The sequence below is a fragment of the Mycobacterium colombiense CECT 3035 genome, from assembly GCF_002105755.1.
GTDB lineage: Bacteria > Actinomycetota > Actinomycetes > Mycobacteriales > Mycobacteriaceae > Mycobacterium > Mycobacterium colombiense.
Genome location: NZ_CP020821.1, coordinates 2,203,022 through 2,217,101 on the forward strand (window position 1 = coordinate 2,203,022; position 14,080 = coordinate 2,217,101).

Here is a 14,080-nt window from a genome sequence, read left to right on the forward strand (position 1 = left end):
GCGATGAAATCGAAGGCAGCAGTCCTGCGCGGTGTCGGTGAAGACTGGGAAGTCGCCGACGTAGAACTCGATCCGCCGCACGCGGGTGAAGTGCTGGTCAAGATGGCCTATGCGGGGATCTGTCACTCCGACGAGCACTTCTATACCGGCGACAGCGTGCCGACCGCGGAGATGGAAGAGATGATGCGGGCATCCGGCCTTGCGGTGCCTGAATGGTTTCCCATGCTGGGCGGGCACGAGGGCTCCGGCATCGTCGAAGCGGTTGGCCCCGAAGTGAAGACGCTCAAGCCCGGCGACCACGTGGCCGTCTCGTTCCTGCCCGCCTGCGGCAATTGCCGATGGTGTACCAGCGGCTACACCTACCTGTGCGATGTCGGCGCCGACATCTACGACAAGGCCATGACCACCGACGGCACACGCCGTCGACACCTGGGCGGCGAAGACCTCATGGCCATGATGCAGGTCGGCACGTTCTCCGAGTACGTGGTGGCCTCTGAGCGCTCGCTGGTCAAAGTTCACGACTGGATCCCCCTGGAGGCCGCCTCCCTGGTGTCCTGCGGCGTGACGACTGGATTCGGGTCCGGATCGGTGGCGGCAGGCACCCAAGCGGGCGACACCGTCGTCGTCGTCGGCGTCGGTGGAATCGGCATGAATGCCGTGCAGGGCGCGAAAGTTGCCGGCGCCAAGCACATCATCGCCGTCGATCCCAACGAGTTCAAACGCGAGATCGCACCGACGTTCGGTGCAACCCATACCGCTACCGACACCGGCTCCGCGCTGGAACTGGTCAAGGAAATCACCTGGGGCGTGATGGCCGACCGGGTCGTCCTGACTCCCGGGATCGTGCCGGCGGACATGGTGATGATGGCGATGATGTTGCTGCGCAAGGGTGGAACCTGTGTGCTGACCGGGATGCCGAAGATCACCGACCTGATGGTGCCGATGGTACTGACGGACATGGTCAGCTCGTGCAAGACCTTCAAGGGTGTCCTCTACGGAGAGATGAACCCACGGGAGGCCATGCCGAAATTGCTGTCGATGTATGAGGCGGGGTTGATCAAGCTCGATGAGTTGGTTACGCAGAAATACAAGCTCGACGACATCAACGAGGCCATGAAAGACCTTCGCGCCGGCAAGAACATTCGTGGGGTGATCGCCTTCGAGTGACGGCGTCCATCACGTGGCGCGTTGCAACAGCGCGAAGCGGGACGGCACTCCGCGACCCGTGCCCCGGCGCCGGAGAGCACCGCCTCAAGAAAGGGGAACGACGCGATGAGCATGCCGGACATGGAGGCGCAAGGACCATTTCGGATGGATCCAGCAGTTGCCGTATGGTCGCTCGTGCGAGAGTTGATTGAGCAGCAACGCTCACTCGCCCAACTGGAGCAAACGCTCGCCGCCGTCAAAGCCGAGCATGCCGATAACCTCGACGAAGTCGTCAGCCTCAGTTACGACCTGAAAAACCTCAGCGATCTAGCCGGCCTGCGGAGGCTTTGGTACTCGAAACGCCTACCCAGCATCCTTGCCAAACTTGCGGTAGCACTCGAGGCGCACGAAAGGTTCGGCGATCACGCGTTGTCCATCGATGACCCCGTCGACGCCGAGCTATGGAGAAGCAAATATTTCGTCGCCATGGATGACTTGACCGTCGCCATGCCCTGAAACGGGTCACCGACGAGCGGAACCTCGTCTGCTGCCGGTGCTTGGGTGGCGATGCACTGCGTTGATCATCGCCTGTAGGTTCTCAAACTACGTGGCGGATCGCGTTGCCTCTACCTGCATGCCTTCACGATTCTCATCAAAATGGCGGATGCGTTTTTCTCATCTTCGTGGCGGATCCTAAAACCAGCACCGTTTTGGAGGACCCACCGATCTCCATTCTCGACCGGGGACACCCCCCGGGGCGGCTCGGTTGAGAACAACCCTCACAGGAATGAGTTCTCCGCGGTCAGGCCGCGCTCGGGAAACGCGCCCAGCGCGAACGTCTCGGCGTTGCCGAAGCCTGTTCCTCCGCCCACGGGATCATCAACGCGCACAAGCAGATCGCGCAACTGGTGTAGCTTGCGGGCGTTCTCGGGCTTGTCGGCGTCGGTGACGTGGCTACCCTCAACCCTCTCCTCACCGACCCACTGGCCATACACCCAGTCGTTCCACCCGTAGTAACCCGCGGTGCCCAGATGAAAGCCACCCGCGCCCGCGGCGGTGACGGTCAACGGCCGCCGGGTCCCGTCGCTGTCGATGAGGGTGACCGTTCCGTGCGTGAATCGGCGAGTGTCGTCCTGAAAGTGCAGATCCTGTTCGACCGACACGAACCGGTGCGAGGCGCCGTCATCGTCCTGCTGCTCTGCCTGACAACGGATCTCGAGGAAGCCATCGCCCCGCTCCTCCTGGTACATCACGAACAGCGAGTAGCGTGAACCGTCGGGCCGCGTCATGGTCATCGGCAGCCAGGTCATGAACATCTGCTTGATCTTCCGCCCGCCGCGCGGCAGCCCGGGTATCGGCTTGCCGACTCCCGGCCGCAGACCCCACGAGTGATCCCGGAACGAGATCCACTCATCGGCCTCGATCTCGGTGCGCGTTCCCTGAACCTCGACCCAGCCCGAGGCGACGCCGATCTGGTGATAACGCAACACATTGTGCGTCACGCGGTAGCCGTCGGGGCTACGGTCGGGCCAGGGATCCTCCAGCGCGGGGGCGAAGCTGCCCCGCAGCTCCACGTCGAAGGCGATCGGGGCGTGCTCAGTGTGATCGAGACTCACCTGGATCGCTCGCAACGGCTCCACCACGCGGTAGTGGACGGGGCCGACGTCGGTGCTCGCAGGATTCGACGACAACCGCCGCCCGGCACGCACCGTCCACTGTTCGGTGCCGCGGCACACACCGGCCGCCCCGTCGAACACTCCGCGGTTGGTGTACTTGCCGACTCCGAGGACGACCTGCAATGAGTTGTCGCGGGCGTGCGCGATCGTCCAGATCTTCTCGGTCCACGAAGGGTCGGACTGGCTGACGGTAGCGAACGTGTCGACGATCTGGTGGGTCAGCAACTCGTCCTCGGGAACCAGGGCGCCGTAATTCGTTGACAGCAAGGCGGTCATGCTCCTTCAGAGGGCGGGGCCGGCCGAGCCCCTGCGAACGAGGTCATATCGGTGCCGCGGGCGTACTCGCGCATCCAGGTGCCGGCCCAGTCAGGCAACGGTTGGTCGGCGGGATTGTGGTAGGGCGTCTGCGACAGCCAGAGCCGCCAGACCATCGAGATCAGCTGACTGGTCGGCACCGCATGAAACAGCGTCGGCGGGCCATCGCGCCGCGCTCGTCGACGGCGACCGCCCGGCGCACGGTACTTGAACTCGTCATACAGGAGATTCGACAGCACGTCGCGAGCCGACCCGCCACGGTCCTCGATCGGAACGACCTCGTCGAATGTCGCCGCGACCTTCTCAGCCATGGACCCGACGTGGGCGAAAGTACGCCGGATGTGTTTGACCCGGTACCACGGACCGGGAGTGATGTGCCGGCACAGCATCAGACCGGAACTCCGGTGCTCGATCTCTTCGACGAAATGCCACATCATCAGCGACGCCACCCGCGGGTCCCCACCGCCGAAGAGCGAATCCCGGTTGTCGAGAATGACTTTGAACAACGGCGTGAACGTGGCCTCGAGATTGGCGATGTAGGCGGCGTGGAACTCGACTGGCTCACGCTCGACCAACTCGTCGTAGGCGGTGCAGGCGTCTTGGTAGCAGCGTTCGAGGTCGGGGTAGCGCTGCACCAGGGCGAGCATGTGCTTGCGATGCGCTGACGCGTGCTGGGCCTCCTGCCGCAGAAAGGCATCCGCCTCGGCCGCGACGGCGGGATCCTCGCCGAGTCTGTCCGCCGCCTTGCGGACGACGCTGACGATATAGCGCTCAAATGGCACCGCGATGAAAGTGAAGGCGTTGCAGAACAACCCGAAGTCGGGATTGGCGGGCTGCCACATGAACGGCACCGGCGCCTCGAAGTCCCACGGGATCTTGCGGATCACGAGGTTCGTCACCGGAGACCAACACCTCCCCCGTCAACCGTCTGCACGGGCTTAACATTGCTGCATCGTGTGTCTCGCACTAGCGTGCGGACACAACGAGAACGAATAGCCGTTAGTGTGACATTTGGTCCCATATATGTAAAGTAGGTGACCGTGCCATCTCGCCCGTCTGTCGACGCGGAGCAGTCGCCGCGCCGCCGGATCCTTGCGGCGACGTTCGTCGTGCTGGCGCGCGACGGGCGGCGCAAGTTGCAACTGTCCGATGTCGCCGCCGAGGCCAAGGTGTCGCGCCCGACGCTGTACCGGTACTTCGGGTCCAAGGACGGCTTGCTCGAGGCGTTCGGACTTTATGAGCAGGACAACTTCGATTCGGGGATCGCGGCGGCGATGGCGGGGCTGACCGGCGACGATCGATTGGACGCCGCGCTGAGGTTCATCGTCGAGTTTCAGAGCACCTACTCGCTGGGATCGCTCGCCGATACCGAACCCGAGCACGTGCTGCACCAGATGAAGCGGGTGCTGCCGATCATGCACGACCGTATCGCCCGCATCATTCCCGGCGAGGACAACGACGTCGCCGCCGCGGCGGTGGTGCGTATCGCGGTGTGCCACTACATGATCGCCGGGGGTAGCCCCGGGCAGTTCCTCGCCGAGCTGCGCCACGCCGCGGGCCTCGGCGCGTCGCGGCGGCGCCTGCGACCCGCTGCGGCGGGCTAGCCTGCGAGCCAGCCGGTGATCGTGTCCGCGATCGCCCGCGGCCGCTCGAGATGCAGGAAATGGCCTACCCCGTCGATGATTTCGAATGACGAGCCGGCGGCGGGAAGATGCGCTTCGACGTCGGTGAGCAGCTCCGCACCGAGGGCGCCGTCGACGGCGCCGTGCAGGTACAGGGTGGGTACTGGCGGCGGCTGCATGCTCGCGGCCGCTTCCACCTCCGCCGTCGGATCGGCAAAGTCCGGGTTGAAGGACGCCCGGTAAGGGGCGATGACGTCGGCGATGTTGTCGGCGTTGACATATCGGCGTAGCTCGGCGACGTCTTCGGTGTTGTCGTATCCCGGCGACCAGTCCGCCCACAGCGACTCGAAGAAGCCGGGCCCGATGACCACGCCCTCGGCGAGGCCCACCTGTTGGATGAACCAGATGTAGAACGACCGCTTGAGCTGGGCATAGTCGAAGATCCCGGTCGCCAGCGCGGCGGTGGGCGGAACCGCCAGCGCGACGAAACGGCTGAACGCCGCGGGGTCAGCGGCCACCGCGGCATAGCCCGCGATCGCACCCCAGTCGTGTCCAATGAGGACGGCACGGTCGTCGGCGCCGTGTTCGCGACGCACGTCACGGACGGCCCGCGCATAGGTCCCGACACTGACCGGCTTCCCGACCGGCCGGTCGTAGCCAGGCAACCACGGAGCCACCACCCGATACCCGTGCCGCACCAATTCCGGGCCGAGATGCCGCCAGGTATGGGGCGTGTCCGGAAAGCCGTGCACCAGGACGGCCAGCGGAAGCGACGTGTCCGTGATGTCGCCAAAGGTGCGCGGTGCCGGTGTGGTCATCCTGCGAGCGTATTACATACCACCCACGCAATGTAAATCTGAAATCGTTTACATCTGACGCTTTGTATGTAAATGTGGTCAGCATGGCTGGCATCGCCCTCGCACGACGCGACTTGGCCGCTACCCGGGCACAACTGCAGGCGTGGTTCGCGCACAGGTTCACCGGCAACCCTGCGGTTTCGGAACTACGCGCCGCCAACAAAGCCGCGGGATGGTCGAGCGAAAGCCTTCTCTTCACCGCCGAGATCGACGGTGAAGACAACGAGTACGTCATCCGCATACCGCCCTCCGGCGGTGGCATCTTCCCTACCTACGACTTAGGCGCACAAACCCTCACCCAGAGTCTCCTTCATGAGCACGGCATCGCAACACCGTCGCCGATCTTCTATGAACCAGACCAAAAATGGCTCGGCTCAAAATTTCTCGTGATGCCGCGCATCGTCGGACACACGCCCTCGGACACGTCCTACGCGACGCGCGGGTGGCTGCATGACGCCGGACCCGACATTCAAAGGCGCGCGCACGATTCATTCCTCGGAACGCTTGCACGCCTTCATCACGTCCCGATAGGCGAGGCGACCTGGCTGGAAAGGCCTGGCGGAGTAGGAATCGCTGCCGAGTTGGCGTGGTGGCGCGACTACATGAAGTGGGGAACCGATAACCAGGTTCCCGACCTCATGACGGAAGCTTTCGAGTGGCTGAGCCGGCACCGGCCTGACGACGCCGCGGATCTATCGATCTGTTGGGGTGACGCCCGACTTTCGAATGCGATCTTCGACGACGCCGGCGAGGTCGTCGGCGCGCTGGACTGGGAGCAGGCCTGCATATGCCCGGCCGAAACCGACTTCGCGTGGTGGCTTGCCACCCGCAAACAGATGCTGGAGATCAATGGTCTCAACCTCGACCCGGAGTTGCCCGGCTTCGATGCCCGTGCAGAAGTGATTCGACGCTACGAGCAAATGATCGGTCGACCACTCGTCGACCTGCACTGGTACGAAATCTTCGCGATGGTGCGCATGGGGTGTTGCATCCTGCGGACACAGGCGCTACTTCGCGCCATCGGGCAAAGCGATCACTTTCTGACCCGGGCGCCATTCCTGCCGGCGTGGACAATCGAAGCCATAAGAGATAACTCGCGGGGTCGATAGTGATCCGATAGAGGGTTGTTAGCCCGCGCGGCGATATTCATCTGTGGCTGAACTAAGGACATGCGGTAGAGCGATAAAGCAATGGCCTGTCAGTCGGAAGCCACCAAGTCTTCGTCAGGGACGAACCGTCCCGGAGCAGTTCGCCGATCGGGTGGATGAGAACGGGCGGCGGTTGGTGGTGCGCAACGGCTATCACGCCGAACGGACTGTGCTCACTGCGGCGGGCGGGGTCCAGGTGCGTGCGCCACGGGTCAACGACAACCGTGTCGATCCGGAAACCGGCGAAAGTAAACGGTTCTCTTCGACGATCCTGCCCGCGTGGTGCCGACGTTCGCCGCAGATCAGCGAGGTGTTGCCGCTGCTGTATCTGCACGGGCTGTCCACCGGTTATTTCGCGCCGGCCCTGGAACAGTTCCTCGGCACCGGGTGCCGGGTTGTCGGCCTCGGTGATCACTCGGTTGACAGCGCAGTGGCAGGACGAGACCAACGCCTTCGCTGCCCGTGATCTTTCGAGTGTGGACTACGTCTATTTGTGGGTCGACGGGATTCACTTGAAGGTCCGGCTGGAGCAGGAGAAACTGTGTTTGCTGGTGATGATCGGGGTCCGCAACGACGGACGTAAGGAACTCACCGCGCTGATCGACGGGTTCCGGGAATCGCATGAGTCCTGGGCGGATCTGCTGCGTGATTGCCGCCGTCGCGGCATGCGGGCTCCTGTGCTGGCGGTTGGTGACGGGGCGCTGGGGTTCTGGAAGGCGGTGCGGGAGGTGTTCCCCGAGACCCGCGAACAGCGTTGTTGGTGGCATAAGCAGGCAAATGTCCTTGCCGCGCTGCCGAAATCGGCGCATCCAGGCGCGATTGCGGCGATGAAGGAGATCTACAACGCCGAGGACGTCGACAAGGCACAGCTGGCGATCAAGGCATTCGAGATCGACTACGGCGCGAAGTATCCCAAAGCGGTCGCGAAGATCACCGGCGACGCCGATGTGCTGCTCGCGTTCTACCGTTATCCGGCCGAGCACTGGATCCATCTTCGGACAACGAATCCGATCGAGTCGACCTTTGCCACCGTCCGGTTACGGACCAAGGTCACCAAAGGCCCCGGCTCTACCCCCGCCGGGATCGCCATGACCTACAAGCTGATCGAGGCCGCGCAGAACAGGTGGCGAGCTGTCAACGCTCCACACCTGGTCGCGCTCGTCCGCAACGGCGCCGTCTTCCACAAGGGCAAGCTGCTGGAGCGGCCCATCGACATCACACCCTCCGGCCGAGAGGCGTCACACGCCACGTCGGTCGCGTAAGCACCATGAACAGCGATGGGATACTCCTGCGGCGCGCCGTCGACATCGACGCGCCGGCCGTTGCCGACCTCTGGCTGCGGTCCTTCGCGGTCGCTCTGCCGACCGTCCGCGCGCCCACGACGACGAGCAGGTCCGCCGTTGGTGGCTTCAATCTGCGTAACCGAATGCTTCATGGATTCAGTGATCCGACAGTCCGGTCGAGGCGGTGGTACTGATCCACGCCGCGCTGATGGTCGGCACGTTGCAGCGCCGACCGCCGATCACGCCAGAAAGCTAAGAAGGCTGGTGCCAGAGGAGCGTTCCTTCGGACACGGGCCTTAGCCGGCGGCAGCGTGATAAGCCTTCTACCAGCTCAGCAGCAATCCGCCCGCGGGCAGATACCTCATGCCCGTTGGCTTTGGCCCATTCTCGAATCGCTTGGCTCCGGAACCGGATTCTCGCCCAGTGGTCCGATCGTCGCCTCGACGAACCCACCGCCATCGACGTCGAGGCCTTGGCAGCACACTGCAAGAACCACGCTGTGGTGTGCCGGCGATTAGCCGGTCCGATTCGCTACCCGGAAGGCCCACTGTCATAAGGTCTTCGGGCACCCCAGCCGGTATTCCGGCCAACGTGTTGTCTATTCGAGTGCGCGGGCGAGACTTCGGGCGAGAGCAGCACAGTCCTCGAGCATCGCGATATGTCCGACTCCGCGGAGGTATTCCAGCTTGGCGCCCGGAACCGCTTCGTACTGGTGCGCCGACGCCGGGTCCCAACGAGGGTCGGAGTCCCCGAAGATCACGAAGACGGGCTTTCCGGCGTCGATGAGGCGCTGTGGCACCGACCGGGTGGAGATGTAGTCGCCGTTGGCGGCGAGAATCGCACGAAAAGCTCGATAGGACGTCCTTCGCAAGTCGGCGACAACCTCGTCGGACACTGTGATCGGGGCTGCCGCAGTCGCCGCCAGTCCGCGCCGGATCATCGAGTCGGTACGGATCGACCAGATGAGCGGCCCGATCGGCGGCGAGACGAGCGCCCGGATGATGGCCGGCTCGAGGAGAAGGGCTGCAAGACTCGGCCCGGTGCTGACCAGTATCAACTTGCCGACCAGGTCGGGACGACGCTCTACGAGGGCTGTGCCGACGTAGCCTCCACTGGAGTGACCAACGACTTTCAGATTTCGGACGCCGAGTTCGTCCAATACCGCGGCCGTCCGATCCGCCTGCTGCGCAACGGCATACGTCGAGGCCGGCTCGGACCGGCCGCATCCGGGAAGGTCGATCGTGATCACCCGATGTTCCCTGCTCAGGGACGGCACCACCCCTGCCCAGGTAGAACTGGCTGCGCCCGAGCCGTGGATGAGTAACAAGGGCGGTGCCGCCGGGTTCCCGTCGATGACGACGTGCAACCCGCGGACCGTCGTCGAGCGTCGTGTCTGCGCTGGCGTCGATTCGGTCATATCCGACAGCGTCGTCGCAGGCCGCCACGCCGTATTGGACGAATGTCACGCCATCCGCTCCGAAAGCACGCCCGCCGATCATCCGGAAACACCGTCTAACCTGGATGCATGACCGCAACGGGCCGATTGGACTGGCGTCGGGTCGATGTCGCGGTTCCGGTCCGACGACCCACTCCGGGGGTCCGGATGGCGGGTTTCCGATACCACGACAGTGCCTCGGTCGACATCACGATGATCCCGCATCCCATGGTCACGCTCCTGTTCGATCTCAGCGAGCAGGGAGTCGTCTACGATCTGCTCGGGCGCTCGGTCACGGGTGACACGATCGTCGGCCTCCATGCAGGCGCCTTACGCGTCACCGGTGCGGGCGCCGGTGACGTCCTACAGATCCGTGTGTCCCCGGTTGTCGCCGCAGCGATTATCCGCGACACCGACATCATCGGCGGCACCGTGACATTGCTGCGGGAACTGTGGGGCAGCTGCGTTGCCGCCCTGACCGCGCGGCTGCGTGCGACGCCGTCATGGGACGACCGGTTTGCTATCGCCGCAGAGTTCCTTCGCAGCCGGGCAGCCCGCGGATTCGGCGTCGCACCCGAGATCGCGTACGCCTGGGATCAGACCGTCCGCAGCAGAGGGCTGCTCCGCGTCGAGGACCTCGCCCAGGAGACCGGCTGGACGCGCCAGCGCCTGTGGTCTCGCTTCCGGACCCATATCGGAGTCTCGCCCAAGCGTGCATGCGAACTCGTACGCTTCGATCATGCCGCCCATCTCCTCGCGGCAGGGCACCCGCCTGCGCATGCGGCCGCCGAGGCCGGCTACGCCGACCAGTCCCATCTTCACCGTCGAATCAAGTCGATTGCCGATATGACCCCCACCGGTGTGGCCAGGGCGCCATGGCTTGCGATCGATGAAGTTGCCTGGCCGACAATCTGATCCCCAACGACGAGCGAACACGGGGCCGGTTCGGTTCGTTCAGACTGCCGCGCTCTGCGCCGACAACACCCCGAGCGCACGTATTGCTTCCGCGGTCTCCCGCTGGGCTTCCGCCTGTGCGAGGGCGGCGTGCGCCTGCGCCTGAGCGATCACGTTCCGTCGCTCCGCTTCGCTGACCGCCTCCGCGGCGGTCAGCCCATTGAGCAGCGCCTCGGCCCGTTGCTTGTGGGTGGTGTAGTCGTCCATCGGGCGATTCTCGCATCTTTCCCACTGCTTGAGACATCGTCCGGCTGACCCGACTGCACGTCAGACTCTCCGATCGATGCCGGAGGGATTTGCCATTTGCCAAGCCGGTGCAGCATGTCGGTGGCGAACCGGAGGTCTCGCCGGCGCGAGTCTCGGCCGAGTCCGCGCGCGGTGACCGTGTTGCCGGTCACCGCCGCCTCGGCGACGATCGCCGATCTCCTCATCCCGCACCATGAGACCTGGGTCGCGGTCCTCCCAGGCTCGGTGGTCGGGCTGCTCGCGCTCGACACAGAGGAGTTGGAACAGCTCTACCCCGAACCAACCTGGCGTGGCCGCGGCCCGGGCGACCGACTCGTCGAGCTGACCAAGCAACGCCGACCACATGGCTTGCGACTGTGGACTTCCAAATCAATACCACAGCGCAGCGGTTCTACCTACGGCACGGCTTCATCGAGGCCGATCGCACCAACGGCATACGCGACGAAGAACACCAGCCCGACATTCGCCTGATAGGGCAACAGGCACACTGATCCGCAAGTCTTGACAATATCTCCGGCTTAGTCGTCGTTTCGTTACCCGGACTCCGGGCACCGACCGATGACAAACCTGACCCACCTCATCGCGGGTGCTCATTCTCCCGGGGGCTGGTAGTGCGCGGCGGAATTTCGCAGCTGCCAGATTTCCGCCGGGCACAGTATGTTAACCGCGTACGAGACCAAGTAATTAGCCGCATACTCATCGCTGGGGGTAACGTCGCGTTTCACATCACCCATGATTTGACCGTAGCTTTCGCCCCGCGTGACGCTGTCGCAGATCCCGCGGCCGTAGCTGAGCGCGTCGTTGTTCGGAAAGTTGTAGTGCCGCCTCACCGTCACGTCATACAGGTACTCCACCTCGGGCGCTGGAGCGGCACGCGCTAGCGGAACTGGTATCAGCGCAGCCGCGCCGAGGACAGTTCCTACGACCGATGCGATCGGTACGCTGCAACGCTTCACAGCCAGCTCCTTCCATCAGATGGCACGGTGCGTGCACATCCCAGTTGTCCCTTCGCTTGGCTATTGCGGTGGGTAAGCGGGCGGTGGGTAGACGCCCCTGAGGATCCAGGCGAACCAGTTGGTGCCGAATTCCAGCTCATCGCTGGCGTCATAGTCGGGGCTGGGGTCGATCGCAGACGGGCCGGAGGCGAGGTCGACCGCCGGCGGCGCCTTGGGCGGTTGACCATAGACGGCTACTAGCACGCTGCGGTCCAGACTGTTTTCCGACCACACGCCGACTTGGCTGTAAGCGCAGTCAGACATGGTGGCCTTGTACACGGGATTGCCGTACCACTGATTGACTATCTCGACGCCGTTGATCGCGAGAGCGGGGTTGATCGCAACGGTCTCGGCTACTTTGCCCTGGTACCCGGCGGCATTGGCGCGGTCTTGGGGGCTGGAGCCATCCGAACCTAGCTCTCCGTCGAGGGCTCGGTTGTTCATGAGGTCGTCGGCATGGCGCCGGGCGGCAAGTTGAAGCTGCGGATTGCTGTTCACGTCGTGAGTGCAACCTGCTTGCCGCTGTGCGGTGTATATGTTGGCAAGCACCCCGTCGTTGAGTCGCTTGTTGTTCGGGACGAGCGTGTTGTTGTCGCCGTCGGCGCGCGCCATAGGCATCGTTAGCGCCGTTCCCGCGGTCAGGGCCAATACAACGGTCGCTGCAGGCAGTATGCGATCTAATGGGTGGATCATCCGGTTGCCCTCTCTGCGGTGATTGACGAGCTGCCGTGGTAAAGCTGCGAAGTTGCGCGATTGCGAAAAACAATGGAGGACATCATCGTTGACCAGCTGCCCGTCGCGGCGCGACTGTTAGTGGTGAACGATATCGAGAATGAGCTGGTCTTGCGTATGGTTTGCGCTAGATTCGGACCGACAAGCCTTGTCGCGAAAATTCTGCCTTTCGGTCTTTTTAGTGAATTACGCGCATGACATGATGCAGTGGCGTTGACCGGGGCTATCGAGGTGATCCCTTCGGGATAACTCGCATGTCTCAAAATCCGCAGCTTCATCGCGATTCACACCTCATGTGGCTAACTCAGATGGGTGTGAAATCGGATATGAGCCAACGGTTATCGTGCCTGTCCATCGAAACCCTAACGGTGGAGGCGGTACTCGATGGCGGGTCATTGCCAACCACGATGGTCTGATTCACGAACACCATCACCACCGCGTGGCTTGGGTTCGCTGATACCGATGTCGCGGCGGGCACGGTCGCTACCGCCGAGATTTTCTTTTGCTTTGCGCCGGGAATCACCACGTCATGGGTCAACTGGGTATAGGCGTCACGGAACTTTCCCGTGAGCCTGTCGCGCGCCGCGTCAAGGTCGTGGTCGACGGTGTCGGGGTTGTAGGACAGGATTTTGATGGTGCTTTCCGTAGCCGTCTGTACCGATTCGATTCGCGCGATTCGCGTTTCGCTTAGGTTGGTCTGCTCCCATTTCAAGTAGCCAACGGCACCCGCGAGCAGCATGACCAGGCCCGGCAGCACCCCGAACACCAGAGTCCGGCGCCACCCCAGGCGCTTGGGTCGCTTTTCCGACACGACCGCAGCGACTTCATCGTCTACCGGAGAGTCCTCGACCGACTCCTCGATATCGTCAACCGATTCACACTCCTCGTCGGCGTCGACAATTTCAGGCGCCTCATCGGGGATTCCGTGCTCATCTTGCTTGTCTTCTTGCGCCTGGCGGCGCAGCAGTCGGATCACGGCACAAACCCCACGTTCGACACCTTCACCGTGTCACCCACTTTCTGTACATCGATTCGCATTCGCCAATGCCGAGGCGACTGATCGGCGGCACCGGCGTTGGACGTGTCCACCGCCACCGCCACAAGGACCCGGGCCGAATCCCCGCTGATCGACTCCACGCCGGCCTCGGTGATGCTGCCTTGGGTCTTCGCCTGCGCTTGTTTGACCACATCGATGAAAGCCGGTGCGCGCTTCGAGAAGTCGTCGTAGAACTGCCCGGTAGCCGAGTCCAGGATGCGCTGAACGTCGGCGTTGGCCTGGGTGTAATTGATGGTCGTCAGATTCAGCGCGCCTTGCTTACCCACCGCTAGGAATCTGTTGCGCTGCAGTTCCGCCTGACGGCCCTGGTAGGTGTCGTAACCGAGCCAACCGGCCAAACCGCCAAGAGCCAGGATGGCGCCCAATCCCACCGCGACTGCGAGCCGAAAGCCCGACGTTCCGATACGCGCCGAAGCCTCGTCGCGCCTATCGACGTCGCTGTCGGCGTCGTCGTCTTCAGCCGTCGGCTCGGCGTCGGCGTCTTCAGTCGTCAGCTCCGCGTCGACGGCTGCTGCGGTATCAGCGTCGTCCATGGCCTCACGCTCCCCCGGCGCATCGTCCGGTTCGCTGGATTCCTTCACGGATCCAGTGACCGTTCGCGTCGAGGCACCGTT

17 protein-coding genes and 1 pseudogene are annotated in these 14,080 nt (G+C 63.6%); 8 read left to right on the plus strand and 10 right to left on the minus strand.

Annotated elements, in window-relative coordinates:
- Window positions 1-3 precede the first annotated feature (3 nt).
- Window positions 4-1,167: an NDMA-dependent alcohol dehydrogenase gene (locus tag B9D87_RS10030; protein WP_007770080.1), complete on the plus strand. Its 1,164-nt coding sequence runs from the start codon at window positions 4-6 to the stop codon at window positions 1,165-1,167.
- Between the two features lie 105 nt (window positions 1,168-1,272).
- A complete protein-coding gene (locus B9D87_RS10035) occupies window positions 1,273-1,662 on the plus strand; it encodes a hypothetical protein (protein ID WP_007770078.1) in 390 nt (129 codons plus the stop codon).
- 263 nt (window positions 1,663-1,925) lie between these two features.
- Here B9D87_RS10035 and B9D87_RS10040 read toward each other — a convergent pair whose 3' ends face one another.
- The gene (locus tag B9D87_RS10040) at window positions 1,926-3,098 is read right to left on the minus strand and encodes an Rv3169 family protein (RefSeq protein ID WP_007770076.1); all 1,173 of its coding nucleotides are present in this window, start codon (window positions 3,096-3,098) and stop codon (window positions 1,926-1,928) included.
- Window positions 3,095-4,036, minus strand: a complete 942-nt coding sequence (locus tag B9D87_RS10045; protein ID WP_007770075.1) for a metal-dependent hydrolase — start codon at window positions 4,034-4,036, stop codon at window positions 3,095-3,097. Before B9D87_RS10045 ends, B9D87_RS10040 begins: the two co-directional genes overlap by 4 nt.
- 135 nt (window positions 4,037-4,171) lie before the next feature.
- Here B9D87_RS10045 and B9D87_RS10050 point away from each other — a divergent pair, with 135 nt between their 5' ends.
- Window positions 4,172-4,741, plus strand: coding sequence for a TetR/AcrR family transcriptional regulator (locus B9D87_RS10050; protein WP_007770073.1), 570 nt, complete (start codon window positions 4,172-4,174; stop codon window positions 4,739-4,741).
- Here the strand turns inward: B9D87_RS10050 and B9D87_RS10055 are convergent.
- Window positions 4,738-5,577 (minus strand): alpha/beta fold hydrolase, encoded by an 840-nt coding sequence (locus tag B9D87_RS10055; protein ID WP_007770072.1) that lies wholly within the window; start codon window positions 5,575-5,577, stop codon window positions 4,738-4,740. The genes B9D87_RS10050 and B9D87_RS10055 overlap by 4 nt on opposite strands.
- A gap of 83 nt (window positions 5,578-5,660) precedes the next feature.
- Between B9D87_RS10055 and B9D87_RS10060 the strand changes: the two genes are divergently transcribed.
- The gene (locus B9D87_RS10060; RefSeq protein WP_007770071.1) at window positions 5,661-6,725 is read left to right on the plus strand and encodes a phosphotransferase family protein; all 1,065 of its coding nucleotides are present in this window, start codon (window positions 5,661-5,663) and stop codon (window positions 6,723-6,725) included.
- A gap of 133 nt (window positions 6,726-6,858) precedes the next feature.
- Window positions 6,859-8,026 (plus strand): annotated as a pseudogene (locus tag B9D87_RS10065) (IS256 family transposase); the annotation flags it as partial.
- A gap of 273 nt (window positions 8,027-8,299) precedes the next feature.
- Here the strand turns inward: B9D87_RS10065 and B9D87_RS27015 are convergent.
- Window positions 8,300-8,506 carry an Lsr2 family DNA-binding protein gene (locus B9D87_RS27015; RefSeq protein ID WP_080598521.1) on the minus strand — a complete coding sequence of 69 codons (207 nt, stop codon included), beginning with the start codon at window positions 8,504-8,506 and terminating at the stop codon, window positions 8,300-8,302.
- A 139-nt stretch (window positions 8,507-8,645) separates the two neighbouring features.
- Window positions 8,646-9,464, minus strand: a complete 819-nt coding sequence (locus B9D87_RS10075; protein WP_080598520.1) for an alpha/beta fold hydrolase — start codon at window positions 9,462-9,464, stop codon at window positions 8,646-8,648.
- Here B9D87_RS10075 and B9D87_RS27020 point away from each other — a divergent pair.
- Both B9D87_RS27020 and B9D87_RS10080 read left to right on the plus strand, forming a co-directional pair.
- The gene (locus B9D87_RS27020) at window positions 9,364-9,576 is read left to right on the plus strand and encodes a hypothetical protein (protein ID WP_167540303.1); all 213 of its coding nucleotides are present in this window, start codon (window positions 9,364-9,366) and stop codon (window positions 9,574-9,576) included. The genes B9D87_RS10075 and B9D87_RS27020 overlap by 101 nt on opposite strands.
- Window positions 9,573-10,397, plus strand: a complete 825-nt coding sequence (locus tag B9D87_RS10080; protein ID WP_238553407.1) for a helix-turn-helix domain-containing protein — start codon at window positions 9,573-9,575, stop codon at window positions 10,395-10,397. Before B9D87_RS27020 ends, B9D87_RS10080 begins: the two co-directional genes overlap by 4 nt.
- A 39-nt stretch (window positions 10,398-10,436) precedes the next feature.
- Here the strand turns inward: B9D87_RS10080 and B9D87_RS10085 are convergent, their stop codons facing one another.
- A complete protein-coding gene (locus B9D87_RS10085) occupies window positions 10,437-10,643 on the minus strand; it encodes a hypothetical protein (RefSeq protein WP_007770066.1) in 207 nt (68 codons plus the stop codon).
- 171 nt (window positions 10,644-10,814) lie between these two features.
- Between B9D87_RS10085 and B9D87_RS10090 the strand changes: the two genes are divergently transcribed.
- Window positions 10,815-11,153 carry a GNAT family N-acetyltransferase gene (locus B9D87_RS10090; protein WP_202950000.1) on the plus strand — a complete coding sequence of 113 codons (339 nt, stop codon included), beginning with the start codon at window positions 10,815-10,817 and terminating at the stop codon, window positions 11,151-11,153.
- A gap of 119 nt (window positions 11,154-11,272) precedes the next feature.
- Here the strand turns inward: B9D87_RS10090 and B9D87_RS10095 are convergent, their stop codons facing one another.
- The 4 genes from B9D87_RS10095 to B9D87_RS10110 form a co-directional block, all read right to left on the minus strand.
- Window positions 11,273-11,638, minus strand: a complete 366-nt coding sequence (locus B9D87_RS10095; RefSeq protein WP_040629700.1) for a DUF732 domain-containing protein — start codon at window positions 11,636-11,638, stop codon at window positions 11,273-11,275.
- A 60-nt stretch (window positions 11,639-11,698) separates the two neighbouring features.
- Window positions 11,699-12,370: a CAP domain-containing protein gene (locus B9D87_RS10100; RefSeq protein WP_040629699.1), complete on the minus strand. Its 672-nt coding sequence runs from the start codon at window positions 12,368-12,370 to the stop codon at window positions 11,699-11,701.
- A gap of 343 nt (window positions 12,371-12,713) precedes the next feature.
- Complete coding sequence (locus B9D87_RS10105) at window positions 12,714-13,385, minus strand: Rv1363c family protein (RefSeq protein WP_007770056.1); 672 nt, start codon at window positions 13,383-13,385, stop codon at window positions 12,714-12,716.
- On the minus strand, window positions 13,382-13,999 hold the full coding sequence (locus B9D87_RS10110; RefSeq protein WP_007770055.1) for an Rv1363c family protein: 618 nt from the start codon (window positions 13,997-13,999) through the stop codon (window positions 13,382-13,384). The genes B9D87_RS10105 and B9D87_RS10110 overlap by 4 nt, the downstream gene beginning before the upstream one ends.
- Between the last annotated feature and the right edge of the window lie 81 nt (window positions 14,000-14,080).

What these genes read in the sequence shown, in the direction of transcription:
- B9D87_RS27015 (WP_080598521.1), bottom strand. Translation starts at nt 8,506, where the DNA reads ATGGCGGTGGGTTCGTCGAGGCGACGATCGGACCACTGGGCGAGAATC.
- B9D87_RS10075 (WP_080598520.1), bottom strand. Translation starts at nt 9,464, where the DNA reads ATGACCGAATCGACGCCAGCGCAGACACGACGCTCGACGACGGTCCGC.
- B9D87_RS10080 (WP_238553407.1), top strand. Translation starts at nt 9,573, where the DNA reads ATGACCGCAACGGGCCGATTGGACTGGCGTCGGGTCGATGTCGCGGTT.
- B9D87_RS10055 (WP_007770072.1), bottom strand. Translation starts at nt 5,577, where the DNA reads ATGACCACACCGGCACCGCGCACCTTTGGCGACATCACGGACACGTCG.
- B9D87_RS10030 (WP_007770080.1), top strand. Translation starts at nt 4, where the DNA reads ATGAAATCGAAGGCAGCAGTCCTGCGCGGTGTCGGTGAAGACTGGGAA.
- B9D87_RS10100 (WP_040629699.1), bottom strand. Translation starts at nt 12,370, where the DNA reads ATGATCCACCCATTAGATCGCATACTGCCTGCAGCGACCGTTGTATTG.
- B9D87_RS10040 (WP_007770076.1), bottom strand. Translation starts at nt 3,098, where the DNA reads ATGACCGCCTTGCTGTCAACGAATTACGGCGCCCTGGTTCCCGAGGAC.
- B9D87_RS10060 (WP_007770071.1), top strand. Translation starts at nt 5,661, where the DNA reads ATGGCTGGCATCGCCCTCGCACGACGCGACTTGGCCGCTACCCGGGCA.
- B9D87_RS10035 (WP_007770078.1), top strand. Translation starts at nt 1,273, where the DNA reads ATGAGCATGCCGGACATGGAGGCGCAAGGACCATTTCGGATGGATCCA.
- B9D87_RS27020 (WP_167540303.1), top strand. Translation starts at nt 9,364, where the DNA reads ATGAGTAACAAGGGCGGTGCCGCCGGGTTCCCGTCGATGACGACGTGC.
- B9D87_RS10085 (WP_007770066.1), bottom strand. Translation starts at nt 10,643, where the DNA reads ATGGACGACTACACCACCCACAAGCAACGGGCCGAGGCGCTGCTCAAT.
- B9D87_RS10110 (WP_007770055.1), bottom strand. Translation starts at nt 13,999, where the DNA reads ATGGACGACGCTGATACCGCAGCAGCCGTCGACGCGGAGCTGACGACT.